The sequence below is a fragment of the Prochlorococcus marinus XMU1402 genome (genome assembly GCF_017696205.1).
Lineage (GTDB): Bacteria > Cyanobacteriota > Cyanobacteriia > PCC-6307 > Cyanobiaceae > Prochlorococcus_A > Prochlorococcus_A marinus_AC.
Window position 1 is genome coordinate 294,028 of the sequence record NZ_JAAORD010000002.1, and the last position, 12,258, is coordinate 306,285.

Consider the following 12,258-nt stretch of genomic DNA (forward strand, 5'->3'; position numbering starts at 1 on the left):
CGTTATTTTTATGCTTTAAGTTAATTAAATGAGTTTGTTATTTTCTTACGTTAAATATTCTGAGGCCAGTTTTCCTATGACTGGTCAATATACTGCTCTTCTTTTAATAACTTCTGTTATTTGGGTTCTACTTTGGCTTGGATATAGACAAAATAAAATAAATGATGAGATCAAGAAAAAACAAAAAGAAGAAAGAATTAATGCGAAAATTCAAAGAAGAAAGAAGTTAGAGAGTTTGTACCCTACTAATAAAAAAACTGTTTAAATTAAATCATTTTAGAAACATGAAAAAAAATAATTTCAAATCACTAATTCAGTACTTACCAGGGATTTTGATTCTTATTTATGTATTCTTTTTAGCATTTACTCAATTTATAAAATAAAATTTTTTAAAATTATTCGTTTTGATTGGAATCCTTTCTGCTTTTGGAGCTGCTACATCTTGGACATATGCGTGCTTTATTTGGCGCTCGCAAACTCAAAAATATAAATCAATAGATATTAATTTAATAAAAAATATAATAGCTTTTTTAATTTTTATACCTGCTTTTATCAATCTAAGTTCTACAACTGAATTAAAAAACATATTTATCCTACTAATTAGTGGAATAATAGGTATTGGTTTAGGTGATACTTTCTATTTAAAGTCACTTCAAACAATTGGCACAAGAAAAACTTTATCTATAGAAACTCTTTCTCCTTTGATTGCAGCTTTATCAGGGGAATTTTTTATTAATGAAAATTTAACAACTAAGTCATGGGTTGGAATAATTATAGTAACGATTTCGCTATTCATAATTCTCAAAAAAGGTAACGATTTTAAAGAGAAAAACTCCTCTTTCTCAGAAAAAAATAACTTTAAGATTTTTGCTTATCCTTTTTTATCAGTTTTATGTGCTGTTCTTGGAGGTCTTTTATCAAGGATGGTTTTCCTTCAAAGCAATTTATCTCCTTTCCTTACAACTGAAATAAGATTGTTAGGTGCAATAATTTTTTTAATTAGTCTAAAAGGATTTAAGATTAATTTTTTCTTAAAAAACATAGACAAAAAACAACAAAAAAGATTTTTAATTTCAATACTTCTTGGAACAAATGTAGGAATATTTCTACAACAAGTTGTGTTTAAAACCCTTCCCATAGGAGTAGGATGGGCTTTATTAAGCATATCTCCAGTAATTTCCTTATTTTTTGCTAAGACTGAGGAAAGAGAAATTACCAAAAAAATAATATTTTTTACTTGTTTTTTATTTTTTGGCTTGACATTAATAATTCTTTAAATCTCTGAGTTAATGTAAAAAATACTCATGTTAATAAAAATCAAATTAAATAAAATTACCCTATAAACACTCAAAAAAATGAAAACATTAAAGAAAAAAAGACTCGGCACATTGGAAGTTTATGTTATTTTTTTAAGCTGCATTTATGCAGGCTTTATAGGTTATAAATCTCTATTAAATGTTTTATTTACTTGGAATTAGTTAATTCTTTCTAATGATTTAATCAACTTACCTCCATCTTGGTCATCATCATCATTTGAAGCGAAAAATAAAAAAAATATTCCTAAAGAAGCTATAGATAGCGAAATTGACAATACAGAAAGCTCATCCATAAATTAGAAATTTTTTTTATGATAAACGAAAAAAAATAAAAGACAGTAAAGAAATACACATTCTCGAAAATAAATATTTCTTTTATTTGTAAAATGAAAAAACACATCCGAACTATTTCGTGAGAGTTATAATCACTTCACCTTGTAGTACAAGAGTAATCATTCAATATGGAATAAAAAATTGGCCTGTTTGGGAATGTGAGCCAAGCAAATTTAAATGGAATTACGATGAAAAGGAAATTTGCTTAATTATTGAAGGCCAAGCAAAAATAAGTACTCAAAACGGTGACATTTATTTTATAAAAGCTGGAGATCTAGTTGAGTTTCCTGCTGGACTTTACTGCGAATGGGAAATAACCAAAAGTATTTAAAAACATTACCGATTGGGCAGCTAGATTTAAGAAAAAAGATTTTTTCTTTCTTTACTGCTAATTCAATGCAGATAAAATATGGTTACTAAATAATTTTCAAAAGGGGAACTAAGATTATGCCTTTTACTGATCAAGAATATTTTGAGGTTATCGAAAAAAACGAAATAGTAAAAAAGGCCTTTGAAAATATTAAGCAAATTTGCATTGATTTACAAAAACAAACAAATTGTCCTGAAGAGGACCTAAAAGATTTTCTTGAGTTTATTTCTAAGAAATGGAATAAGTAATAATTAACAAGCCTTTTAAGAATACTAGATTTAAAATCTAAATTTAGTTTTCTGAATGAAAAACTTCTAATCTAATTCCTTTTTTGGTTTTGTATTGATACTGGAAGTTCCCTTAGCAGCAGAAACGAAGAAAAAGAAGCCTACAATTCCTGATATACCAAATATCGCAGCCAAAGGATCAAAAGTGAAAGAAAACATAGAATTTATAAAATCAAGATAAATAATAGTTTTTGAATCAAAATAGTACAATTATTGTTAAGTATAAAAAATAACAAATACGCGATTCATTATGTCATTATTGGTTTCTCAGTAGGTACAAAAAAATTATTATTCAAATTCATATTTAAGAATAAAAATATCAATATATACTAAAGATTTATTCTTGCGACAGAGAAAAGTTTAAAAAATATTTATAGAAATACTGAATAACACTTCCTGGAGGATCCACAATTGTTGTTTCTTTAGATTAGGATCAACGCATGACAGAATTTTACTCAGCTTCTTCAGCAGTAAGTCCTTTTACAGCAATATTATGGTGTCTTTATCCGATAGCTGTACTTGTAATCATTGAGTTACTTCTAGGGGGTGGATTTGATGATGATAACGATGACCAAGATGGAGGAATGCTGATACCTGCTTACTCTAGAACTGATGTTTGAAATTTTTTGATTTTAAATTACAATCACTGAAAAAATCGGTAAATTGTTTAACAATTTTGATACAACTCAAATTTCCCTAATAATCCTTACTATTCTTATTATTTATTCTCTGTCTTGGCTTGTCTTGAGAACCCTTAAAGAAGGTAGTAAAGCTCTTACAGAAATGAATAAGGATAGATCCTAAATAACACAAAAGATATTTAAAAATATTGAATTTTCATTGAATTTATTAAATTCTTAGATTTTGTAAGCTTTACTAAATAAAATTTATATTCGTAATATTTAAAACTTTTCCATATGAAAGTTTGGGAAATCATAAAAAACTTAAATAAATATTAGAATTTGTAAGATTGTTAAGTTAAACAAATAAAAATCCAATGAAATCCCTTTTTTGTGAAAGGCCCTCTCTCAGCTATTACTTTAATAAATAAACATGCATCTAAATTCTTTACTTTATATTTGTTCTATATTTTTATTCATTTATATAATGGCGCTATTTTGGAGAGATTTGCCAAATCAAAAAAAGTAAATAAATAATTAATATTAATTTTGTTGCTTATCAAAATAAATTGAGTTATTAATTTAATGTTGGATTTAATTTTTTTAAATTAATGCTTAAAGAATCATCAAATAACAATAATAATATATTTTCAGAGACTTCAAGTCTTGCAAAAGAAAAGATGATTTGCAAAGACGGATTCTGTTCATTACCCAATCAAGATGATATCCCAAAAAAAGATTCAAATGATATGAATTTATTTGATCCTATTCAGTAAATAAATAACATTTTGATAAATTGAAGATTAAATTAATAACGTTAAATTCTTTGGATTTTTAATTTATGTTTAATGATTTTATAAGTGCATATAAAGAGTTTTGGATTAAAGCTACAGACTTCAAAGGATTCACCTCTAGATCGGATTGGTGGTTAGTCCAATTAGCGAATCTTATAATTTCTTTCTTAACTATCCCAATATTTTTAAAAACATTTGGTTTCAATGCATATGGAATAGTTTGTATTATTCCTCAAATAGCTATTGATATTAGAAGAATCAGAGACTTTGGGAAAGATTGGAAATGGATCTTTATTAATTTAATACCTATCATCGGATGGATCTTATGGTTTATCTGGTTAGGCTTTGGTAAGACAGGTAATGGGAAAAATAAACTTATATAGAAGTTAACTCTTCATTTTTTTTCTTTTTTTAAAATCTACAAATCTTATCTTGTTTCTTAACTCTATTTGTTTTTCAAGAATTCTAAATACATGCATCTCGCATTCAGTTAATTTAAGAAATTGATCAAGTGTATCTTTATCTTCTTCATCAAAATTCTCAAAAACTTCTGAAATAGCAATACTATTTCTAGAAATAAAATCCTCTGCAACATCTTTTGGATTCTTGCCTAATTCGAAATCCTGAAAAGCTTCATAAGAATTAAATTCTCTTGTTAACCATTTTAACCATGGTTCGTTTTTATTATGTTTTTTATTTATGTTTTTCTTCATGAAAAAAAATTTGCTAGTTTAATCATTATTATTTATTCATTCTTTGACAGCTGTACAATTACTTATTTTTTAAATTTAGTTAAAAAAACCTTATTTTTAAATAAATAACTATCAAAATTACCCATAAAACTTCTTAAAGAATTAAGTATTTATTACTCATTTTTTTGTTTATGAGATATTTAGAATTCATTTTTATTAAAGAAAATTGTCTATTCCATTTTATGACTTTCCTTCATCTCCAATTTTAATAATTGGTGCTCTTGGTATTGCAGTAGCAGTAGCAGTTTTTTGGTTCTCTTACCAAAAATATTTCAATTCTCCTATGAACAAAGAACGTGCAGAAAAGAAAAAAGCCTTAATTAGGGAACAAAAAGAATTAAATCAAAGTTTATAAAAAATAGAACAAGATTTAAAAAATTCATAAAAAATTACTCTTGTAGAGATGACTTAATGATCTCGAATTCAAGACCTTAATTTTTTTAACAGGAATTATGGTCTATAAGGGGACTATGGATAAAGATCATCTTATTGATTTAATTTCTAATAGCCTTCTTTTCGAGAGTAAAAATTCGGACTCTACTAAGAATCTTATTGACTTTAAAAATTATTTGGAAAGATTAAATCTAGATCAATTGAGAACTATGTCTAAAGAATTCATTCTTTAGTATGATGTTTAAAATAATTATTGTTTATTAAATAATCAATTCTTTGTATAAATTTTTATTATCAAAAAAATTAAGATAAATATGCTTAAAGTAAATAGACGTGATTTTTTAATAAAGCCATTTCTAAAAAGAAACAATATTAGAGCTTCCTATCAAATTATTTCTACCATCTTCCCAATAATTTCTATTTGGTTAATCATTTACCAAATAATAAATCAACCTTTTTCATTATTGATAAAAGGATCTTTACTAATACCTATTATTTGTCTCCTAACTCTATTCTCTTCAAGAACATTCTCATTAATGCATGATTGCGGTCATAATTCTCTTTTTACAAAACGTAAATTAAACCGCTTTTTTGGATTTTTGCTTGGTCTGGTAAATGGTATTCCCCAAAAATCATGGTCAATTGATCATGCATTTCATCATAGAAATAATGGAAACTGGGAAATTTATAAAGGCCCGATAGATGTTTTAAGTCTTGAAGAATATAATTCCCTTACAAAAAGAAATAAAATATTTTATAAAGTAAGTCGAAACTGGATAATGCTTTTCCCTGGAGGATTTTATTACTTAGTTTTAAAACCTAGGTTAGGAATGGTTATTATCATATTTAATTTCACTAAAGATATATTAGAAGAAACTTTTACAAAAATTAAATGCAAAGAACTCTCTAAACTACTAACTATTAATTCAAGAGTTAGACCTCCTTTTTCAGATTATGGAGATAATTTTAGTGAACTCTTTGAGTTAATAATAAATAACATAGTAGTAATAATAGGGTGGATTTTCATGTGTAAATGGTTTGGTTTAGCTTTTTTCTTATCATTTTATTCCTTAGTATTAACCCTATCAGCCGCAATTTTAATATGTATCTTTTTCGTCCAACATAACTATAAAAATGCATATGCTAAAAATACAAAAAATTGGGACGTCATCGATGGAGCGATTTTGGGAAGTAGCAATTTAGATATACCTAATTGGCTAAATTGGTTTCTAGCAGACATCTCTTTCCACAGCATTCATCATCTTTCTGAGAGAATACCAAATTACAACTTAAGAGCTTGTCATGAAGCAAATATTCATTTGCTTCATCATTCAAAGTTCTTAAAATTAAGCGATTTTTCAAACTGCTTCAAATATATTATTTGGGATAATAAGAATGAAAAATTAATCCCACTAGGTTAATACCTAATTAAACCTTCTTCTTAATTTTCTTTTAAGAGGAATACTGCTATATGCATGAGCACCTATAGATGGAGGCAAATCATTTTTTAAAGGATGCATAAAAGCGTTTGCCATACTCTCTAACATTTTCGAAAGCCAATTAATTACTGATTTCATTTGAAAATCTAAAAGTGTACTCTTTATCATCCAACTAAATTACTAAAAAGTAAATCAGTCTTTATGCTGATTTTCTAGAAGATTACCTTATAAAATTAATAATAAATAATCAGAATATGCTTTCCTTTTCTCTTTTAAAAGAAGTTTATAACTACCTTTTTAAAGGTAAAATAGGCGCAAAATAAATTTAGTAAATAATACTTATTTTTTCAAATTAACTTAATAAATTAAATTATTGAACATAATTTCATGCTATATCTCTATTCCAAATAAATCTCACAAAATCATGAATGATTCATTTCTTTCTACCAACCAAAATACAGAAATAGATTCTATAAATTCATATTTTGAGTGTATTACTGAATGCAGTATTGTGGATGGTCATCAAGAATGTATTACTCGTTGTTTAGAAATTCACTTAAAAGGGAGTGATCAAAATGAATAAAAAAAATTCACCTCAAAGGAAAACAACTTTGAAATGGAACTCGAATGGAGAGCTTTCAGAAATTGATATGTTAAGAATTTTAGAAAAGATATCATCTGATAACCTTAATCAATGTGAATTGACATGCGATTATGATCAAGGTTAAAAATTATCATTTCATAAACTTATTAAATTATTAATTTCGCAAAAAATTTGATTCTAGTATCAAAGAAAATATTAATATTTAAAAAGGTTTTTAATGATCTAAAGTCAAACTAGATTTAGAAATTTCTTTTTTAATACTTTTACTAATACTGCTGCTGAAAGGCAGATTATGGGATTTTTGTAAGATATCAATTTTTAATTAATCAGATTTCAATCAAGATTTAGAACATTTTCAAAAAATCTAAGATTTCATTTTTAATATTAATTTTTAGAATTTCTACCTTTTTTTAAGAATGTTTGACTAATATCTTTTTTTGTTAGTTGAATCGGTTTTACTAAACCTGAATCGCCATGAGTTGGACAATAATAAGTCATAAGCATCCAATTTTTTTCTTGTTCCATGATTAATCGTTTTTAATGATGTTTAAGTAATTAGGACGAATTATGAAAAAATTGATATTTTTTAATCTTTTTTTCTGTTTTACTTAATAATCTATAAAAATTTTGAATATATTCTCACTTAATAGATATAAATACGCATGACTTTTAAAAACAACCCTGCTATTAATTAATAAATTAGAAATTTTCTATGTCTCTCGAATCTATATTGATGGTAGTTGCTCCAATCTGTCTTTTTACAGTAGGAGTTATTGTTTTACCTATTCTAGTAAAACCACGTAAACAATCTGGTTTACCTAAGAGGTATATACGCGGTCTTTAAATTAATTAAGCTTTAAGGAAGAGCAAATTTAATCAACATAAAAAAGAATTAAATAGATAAATAAAGGCTTGCAATAAAAAATAAAAAATGTTCAACACAAATAATTTTATTTGAAAATGAAATTAAAATCATAAATACTTTATTTAAAAGAATTATAAATTCTTTTCATTATGAGATCCTGTGATGGATGATAGAATATATAAATTCAATTTTATTTAACAAAATTCTTAATCAAAAAAATTTGAGTAATATAAAATTTTCAGGTCTTAAAGGCCAAGCGCTTGTAATAGAGGATAAAGATATTCCAAGCATAAAAGAATTTCAGGATGTTATCCCAGATCACTACTTTAAGAGCAATACCAAAACTTCTTTGAGGTATCTTTTACAAACAGCTTTAATCCAATCATTAGTAGTTGCAATAGGGTTATCTATTCCATTTACCCTAAAAATGATCCCAATTTGGATTATTTACGCATTACTATCAGGCACCACTGCTATGGGATTTTGGGTAATTGCGCATGAATGTGGGCATGGAGCATTCTCTAAAAATAAGAGATTGGAATCTATAACTGGTTATTTACTACATTCATTACTTCTAGTGCCTTATTTTTCTTGGCAACGTTCTCATGCAGTTCATCATCGATTCACAAATAACATAACCAATGGAGAAACTCATGTCCCTTTAGTCATTAAAGGGAATGGAGTTACAGAAAAAGTTGGAGGAGAAAAAGAATTACATTTTTCAAATTCCTTAGGCAAGAAAAATTACGGCATTCTTCAACTTGTTTTACATCTAATATTTGGCTGGCCTGCTTATTTACTTACAGGAAGTACGGGAGGTGTTAAATATGGAACTTCAAATCATTTTTGGCCGATTAAACCATTTTCAAAGGCATTATGGCCATCAATATGGGCCAAGAAAGTTTGGATATCCGATATTGGTGTAGGTTTGACATTAATGGGCAATGTTTATTTAGTTTACAAGTATGGAATATTTCCAGTAATTGCTTTGTATTTTGGTCCTTTATTAGTTGTTAATTGTTGGCTTGTAATTTATACATGGCTTCATCATACAGATTCAGATGTGCCTCATCTTTCAAATACGGAATTTTCCTTTATGAGAGGAGCATTTCTATCTATTGACAGGCCATACGGTAGAGTCCTTAATTTTCTTCATCACAATATAGGGTCTAGCCATGTTGTTCATCATGTATGTCCAACAATCCCTCATTATCATGCAAAAAAGGCAACTGTCCTAATTAAAAAAGCCTTTAAAAAAGCATATCTTTTTAATCCTGATCCAATACACAAAGCTCTATGGAATATTGCTTGCAATTGCGTTGCTGTTAAGTCAGACATCAACAGAAGATATATATGGCAATCTATATACAAAAAAGTGGATTAAAAACACAACAAACATTGATTCTTTATCACATTAATTTACGCAAATCTGAAAAGAATATAAAAGAATTAGCGATAACAAAATTTTCATCTTAGAAATTAATCTAAGTAATTTAATTCTATGAGTGGTGACAATTTGCATGGCAAGCAGCCTATTAAGTTTTATTCGGAAAAAATAACACTTACAAAAGTTGAATTATTAGAAAGACAATTGAGTTTAAACGAAAAAATTTCAGATTTAGATCAAAAGCATAAAGAATGGAGCAGAAAACTATCAAGTTGATCATCTAATATGGCAAATTTGGATAACTTATTGAAATTTTATTTAACTTATCAGGAAACTTTTCTGTAAATTATTGAAAAATTATTTGCAGGCATACTAATAATATCTTCTTGAGAAAAACCATTTTTCTTACTCTCATCACACACTTTCTCAAGGTTTTTAATACCCCAAAGATCATTTTGCATTTTCAATGAAATATCGAAAAAATAATTACTTTCACTTGTATGCTTATTACAAATTTTAAATGGCCCATACAATATCAAAAATTTTCCCTTATTTAATAATTTTCCTGACTCTCTAAAGAGTGCTACAGTAGAAGACCACTGTGCTACATGAATCATATTTATAGAGACTATTCCTTGCAAAGAATGAGCTAATCTAAATGGAATTTTCCAAGGAATTTTTTCTACATCAATCTCAAGAGGTTGAGGCATTTTCCTAGTTAAGTCTTCATACTCAATCCAAGAACTTATACTTTTTCTATGCACTAACTCAGGATCACTCGTTTGCCAAATTATTCCAGGAAAGCGTTTTTGAAAAAATACTCCATGTTCACCGCTGCCACTGCCGATTTCCAATACAGAACCTTTTTTTATAACTCTGGAGAGTACATCACCAATGCAGTCCCTATTTTTTTGAGTTGCTGAAAAAAAAAGTCTATTATCCAAAACTAGTAAAATTGGGCGCTTCAGTTAAAATAATAATTCTAAAATCTTTATTATTTAACCTGTCTCAATTTAGGAGTCTTAAAAAACATTATTTTAAGACTAAAGAATAGTATTGAAAATGTAAGGGCCGGCAAAATATAAAGTATTAAATCAGAATTTACTAGAAAAGGAATTCTTGCAAAAATAAAATGCATGTAATATGTTGCAAATGACATTAAACGTTAATATAACTACTTAACTGATAGCAATTATTTAACTTATAAAAAATATTTTTTATTAAAACTAAAGATTTAACTAATAATTAAGAGTCAGCCTGTATCCCTACTAGCTGACTCTTGTGATTATATTAATTTAAATTAGCTTTAAATGAGGATCATAGTCAAATAAAATGATTCTTTAATCAGAATTTTATTTTTTAAAAGCATCACAAATCAAAGTACCGACAAAGTATGTATTGATACAAATCTGTCGCATACCTGAGAATAAATAAGACTTTTCACGTTTTTAAAATAAATTTTCTTTACATTAGTAAATAAATATGTTATAATTGTTTACAATTACATTTATAAAATGACTCCAGAAGCAGAAAGATTTAATGGCTGGGCAGCAATGCTAGGATTTGTTGCAGCAGTTGGTGCATATGTCACAACAGGCCAAATAATTCCAGGTTGGTTCTAATGAAAAATAGTGAAACTAAAGTTATAGAAAAGGAAAAAATCATAGCTGAAAAGCTAAATGGGAGATTTGCTATGTTAGGTTTTATAGCTCTTGTGGGCGCCTACCTTACAACAGGTCAAATAATTCCAGGTTTTATCTAAATACACCCTTAAAATAACCCACAATATTCAAACTTTTAGTAATTTCATAATTACAACTAAATTCTAAATAAAGTTTAATTTTTTTTGCTAATTAAAGTTTGCTCAAGAATAATTCAAACTAAGACAGTTTTTTTAATGTTGATATTAATGTAATTATTGAACTAAATTGATGCAGAAATTAAATTTAAATAAACCTTACGATAGAGTTTAAATATTGATCATTACTAAATCATTTCTTTTAATATAAATTCCTAAGATTAATTCAAAAGAAAATGTTATTTTATTCAAAATAACTTTGAAAATTCATGAGAGTCAAACTTGAACCAGAGACTGCTTTTATTGGTAAAAAGTTTGTCTATATTTTTCTAGGGATAATTTTTAGTCTTAATGCAATTACTTTTATTTGGTTTTTTCTTTTCTCAGGCTTAAATTAAAAAAGCCTTTTTAAATAAAGAAAAATTAGTTGACAAAATTTTTGTTAAAAAATTCCGGGTATAATCTGTCCTGTTGTTATATAGGCACCCACAAGAGCAACAAAACCAATCATGGCCCACCTACCATTTACTTTTTCTGCATTTTGAGGATATCCTTCATAAGAAACAGACTCATCTATATAGGGCCTAGTTTCGGAAGGGAACATATTTTGTCTCCCACCTGACTCTGTTGTAACTCCTGAATTAGACATTTAAAATTTATTAATTGTTAATTAACGTAACATATATATTAATTTATGTAAACCGAAATAAATAAATTATTAAGTGGCGTGAATTTATTAATAAATATGTGACATTTTTGTCAAGCAATAAGATATATTAGCTAGATAAGCATTTATACTCACACTAAGTAATATTACTTAGTAATATATAAAAAGCATTTAGGAAGTGCTTAGCTGGTTAAATCAACAAATCTTGATTTAACTGGGTCGTCATGAGCTTGCCGGTAGGATACTTGCAAGCTCTCTTAATTTAAAATCATTTAGATAAAATAACTAATTTTATAACTTTTATATTTAAAATAAAAATTTTTTTAAAAATAAATCTTAAAGACTGTCTTAATTTTATTTTTTTGCTAAATAGAAGATAGATTTAATAAAAATATGTCCTTAGATTTTATACTTATTCCCTTATGTATTTTTATTATCCTTTTTCTTTTTAATAAAGAAAATAGAATCTACAAAATAAATAAAAAAACCGGTTAATTTTAAAACTTTTATCAGTTCATTAAATAATATAAGAGAAAATAATTGCCTATTTATGCATTACTACGAAAAAAAATAGATTAGATTCTTACTTAAAGTTAATTTTTCCCAATATGATCTTGAATTATTGACTTGCTC

General features: G+C 26.7%; 23 protein-coding genes. 16 read left to right on the forward strand and 7 right to left on the reverse strand.

Annotated features, from left to right (window positions below; all coding sequences use genetic code 11):
- Positions 1 to 28 precede the first annotated feature (28 nt).
- Both HA141_RS07770 and HA141_RS07775 read left to right on the forward strand, forming a co-directional pair.
- Positions 29 to 265: a hypothetical protein gene (locus tag HA141_RS07770; protein WP_209118542.1), complete on the forward strand. Its 237-nt coding sequence runs from the start codon at positions 29 to 31 to the stop codon at positions 263 to 265.
- Between the two features lie 139 nt (positions 266 to 404).
- A complete protein-coding gene (locus tag HA141_RS07775) occupies positions 405 to 1,277 on the forward strand; it encodes an EamA family transporter (protein ID WP_209118544.1) in 873 nt (290 codons plus the stop codon).
- A 197-nt stretch (positions 1,278 to 1,474) separates the two neighbouring features.
- Here HA141_RS07775 and HA141_RS09735 read toward each other — a convergent pair whose 3' ends face one another.
- Positions 1,475 to 1,609, reverse strand: coding sequence for a hypothetical protein (locus tag HA141_RS09735; RefSeq protein ID WP_012008254.1), 135 nt, complete (start codon positions 1,607 to 1,609; stop codon positions 1,475 to 1,477).
- 119 nt (positions 1,610 to 1,728) lie between these two features.
- On the opposite strand from HA141_RS09735, the gene HA141_RS09665 reads away from it, so the two are divergent.
- Both HA141_RS09665 and HA141_RS07785 read left to right on the forward strand, forming a co-directional pair.
- The gene (locus HA141_RS09665) at positions 1,729 to 1,980 is read left to right on the forward strand and encodes a cupin domain-containing protein (RefSeq protein ID WP_209118546.1); all 252 of its coding nucleotides are present in this window, start codon (positions 1,729 to 1,731) and stop codon (positions 1,978 to 1,980) included.
- A 116-nt stretch (positions 1,981 to 2,096) separates the two neighbouring features.
- The gene (locus tag HA141_RS07785; RefSeq protein WP_179852245.1) at positions 2,097 to 2,267 is read left to right on the forward strand and encodes a hypothetical protein; all 171 of its coding nucleotides are present in this window, start codon (positions 2,097 to 2,099) and stop codon (positions 2,265 to 2,267) included.
- A gap of 66 nt (positions 2,268 to 2,333) precedes the next feature.
- Here the strand turns inward: HA141_RS07785 and HA141_RS09740 are convergent, their stop codons facing one another.
- Positions 2,334 to 2,465 (reverse strand): hypothetical protein, encoded by a 132-nt coding sequence (locus HA141_RS09740; protein WP_257008698.1) that lies wholly within the window; start codon positions 2,463 to 2,465, stop codon positions 2,334 to 2,336.
- Between the two features lie 281 nt (positions 2,466 to 2,746).
- Between HA141_RS09740 and HA141_RS07795 the strand changes: the two genes are divergently transcribed.
- The 3 genes from HA141_RS07795 to HA141_RS07805 all read left to right on the forward strand — a co-directional run bounded on the left by HA141_RS07795 (position 2,747) and on the right by HA141_RS07805 (position 4,103).
- The gene (locus tag HA141_RS07795; RefSeq protein WP_209118551.1) at positions 2,747 to 2,926 is read left to right on the forward strand and encodes a hypothetical protein; all 180 of its coding nucleotides are present in this window, start codon (positions 2,747 to 2,749) and stop codon (positions 2,924 to 2,926) included.
- 611 nt (positions 2,927 to 3,537) lie between these two features.
- The gene (locus tag HA141_RS07800; RefSeq protein WP_209118553.1) at positions 3,538 to 3,702 is read left to right on the forward strand and encodes a hypothetical protein; all 165 of its coding nucleotides are present in this window, start codon (positions 3,538 to 3,540) and stop codon (positions 3,700 to 3,702) included.
- 65 nt (positions 3,703 to 3,767) lie between these two features.
- Positions 3,768 to 4,103, forward strand: coding sequence for a DUF805 domain-containing protein (locus HA141_RS07805; protein WP_209118555.1), 336 nt, complete (start codon positions 3,768 to 3,770; stop codon positions 4,101 to 4,103).
- Positions 4,104 to 4,106: 3 nt separating this feature from the next.
- Here the strand turns inward: HA141_RS07805 and HA141_RS07810 are convergent, their stop codons facing one another.
- Positions 4,107 to 4,433 (reverse strand): restriction endonuclease subunit S, encoded by a 327-nt coding sequence (locus tag HA141_RS07810; RefSeq protein ID WP_209118557.1) that lies wholly within the window; start codon positions 4,431 to 4,433, stop codon positions 4,107 to 4,109.
- A 205-nt stretch (positions 4,434 to 4,638) separates the two neighbouring features.
- Here HA141_RS07810 and HA141_RS07815 point away from each other — a divergent pair, with 205 nt between their 5' ends.
- Both HA141_RS07815 and HA141_RS07820 read left to right on the forward strand, forming a co-directional pair.
- The gene (locus HA141_RS07815; protein WP_209118559.1) at positions 4,639 to 4,827 is read left to right on the forward strand and encodes a M protein; all 189 of its coding nucleotides are present in this window, start codon (positions 4,639 to 4,641) and stop codon (positions 4,825 to 4,827) included.
- A 352-nt stretch (positions 4,828 to 5,179) separates the two neighbouring features.
- Positions 5,180 to 6,286, forward strand: coding sequence for a fatty acid desaturase (locus tag HA141_RS07820; protein ID WP_209118561.1), 1,107 nt, complete (start codon positions 5,180 to 5,182; stop codon positions 6,284 to 6,286).
- Between the two features lie 3 nt (positions 6,287 to 6,289).
- Here the strand turns inward: HA141_RS07820 and HA141_RS07825 are convergent, their stop codons facing one another.
- On the reverse strand, positions 6,290 to 6,472 hold the full coding sequence (locus tag HA141_RS07825) for a hypothetical protein (RefSeq protein WP_209119246.1): 183 nt from the start codon (positions 6,470 to 6,472) through the stop codon (positions 6,290 to 6,292).
- Positions 6,473 to 6,728: 256 nt separating this feature from the next.
- Between HA141_RS07825 and HA141_RS07830 the strand changes: the two genes are divergently transcribed.
- Together HA141_RS07830 and HA141_RS07835 are read left to right on the forward strand one after the other, a co-directional pair.
- On the forward strand, positions 6,729 to 6,887 hold the full coding sequence (locus tag HA141_RS07830; RefSeq protein ID WP_209118563.1) for a hypothetical protein: 159 nt from the start codon (positions 6,729 to 6,731) through the stop codon (positions 6,885 to 6,887).
- A complete protein-coding gene (locus HA141_RS07835; RefSeq protein WP_209118566.1) occupies positions 6,880 to 7,032 on the forward strand; it encodes a hypothetical protein in 153 nt (50 codons plus the stop codon). The genes HA141_RS07830 and HA141_RS07835 overlap by 8 nt, the downstream gene beginning before the upstream one ends.
- 260 nt (positions 7,033 to 7,292) lie before the next feature.
- On the opposite strand, the gene HA141_RS07840 is transcribed toward HA141_RS07835, so the two are convergent.
- The gene (locus tag HA141_RS07840) at positions 7,293 to 7,433 is read right to left on the reverse strand and encodes a hypothetical protein (RefSeq protein ID WP_209118568.1); all 141 of its coding nucleotides are present in this window, start codon (positions 7,431 to 7,433) and stop codon (positions 7,293 to 7,295) included.
- Positions 7,434 to 7,620: 187 nt separating this feature from the next.
- Between HA141_RS07840 and HA141_RS09745 the strand changes: the two genes are divergently transcribed.
- From HA141_RS09745 to HA141_RS07850, 3 genes are all read left to right on the forward strand, one after another.
- Positions 7,621 to 7,752 (forward strand): hypothetical protein, encoded by a 132-nt coding sequence (locus HA141_RS09745; RefSeq protein ID WP_257008834.1) that lies wholly within the window; start codon positions 7,621 to 7,623, stop codon positions 7,750 to 7,752.
- Positions 7,753 to 7,993: 241 nt separating this feature from the next.
- Entirely contained in the window at positions 7,994 to 9,157 is a 1,164-nt protein-coding gene (locus tag HA141_RS07845) for a fatty acid desaturase (protein WP_209118570.1), read from the forward strand.
- Between the two features lie 117 nt (positions 9,158 to 9,274).
- Positions 9,275 to 9,436 (forward strand): hypothetical protein, encoded by a 162-nt coding sequence (locus HA141_RS07850; protein ID WP_209118572.1) that lies wholly within the window; start codon positions 9,275 to 9,277, stop codon positions 9,434 to 9,436.
- Positions 9,437 to 9,486: 50 nt separating this feature from the next.
- Here the strand turns inward: HA141_RS07850 and HA141_RS07855 are convergent, their stop codons facing one another.
- Complete coding sequence (locus tag HA141_RS07855; protein ID WP_209118574.1) at positions 9,487 to 10,104, reverse strand: DUF938 domain-containing protein; 618 nt, start codon at positions 10,102 to 10,104, stop codon at positions 9,487 to 9,489.
- A 570-nt stretch (positions 10,105 to 10,674) separates the two neighbouring features.
- On the opposite strand from HA141_RS07855, the gene HA141_RS07860 reads away from it, so the two are divergent.
- The gene (locus HA141_RS07860) at positions 10,675 to 10,782 is read left to right on the forward strand and encodes a high light inducible protein (protein WP_011132751.1); all 108 of its coding nucleotides are present in this window, start codon (positions 10,675 to 10,677) and stop codon (positions 10,780 to 10,782) included.
- Positions 10,782 to 10,922: a high light inducible protein gene (locus tag HA141_RS07865; RefSeq protein WP_209118576.1), complete on the forward strand. Its 141-nt coding sequence runs from the start codon at positions 10,782 to 10,784 to the stop codon at positions 10,920 to 10,922. Before HA141_RS07860 ends, HA141_RS07865 begins: the two co-directional genes overlap by 1 nt.
- 478 nt (positions 10,923 to 11,400) lie before the next feature.
- Here HA141_RS07865 and HA141_RS07870 read toward each other — a convergent pair whose 3' ends face one another.
- On the reverse strand, positions 11,401 to 11,607 hold the full coding sequence (locus tag HA141_RS07870) for a high light inducible protein (RefSeq protein ID WP_209118578.1): 207 nt from the start codon (positions 11,605 to 11,607) through the stop codon (positions 11,401 to 11,403).
- Between the last annotated feature and the right edge of the window lie 651 nt (positions 11,608 to 12,258).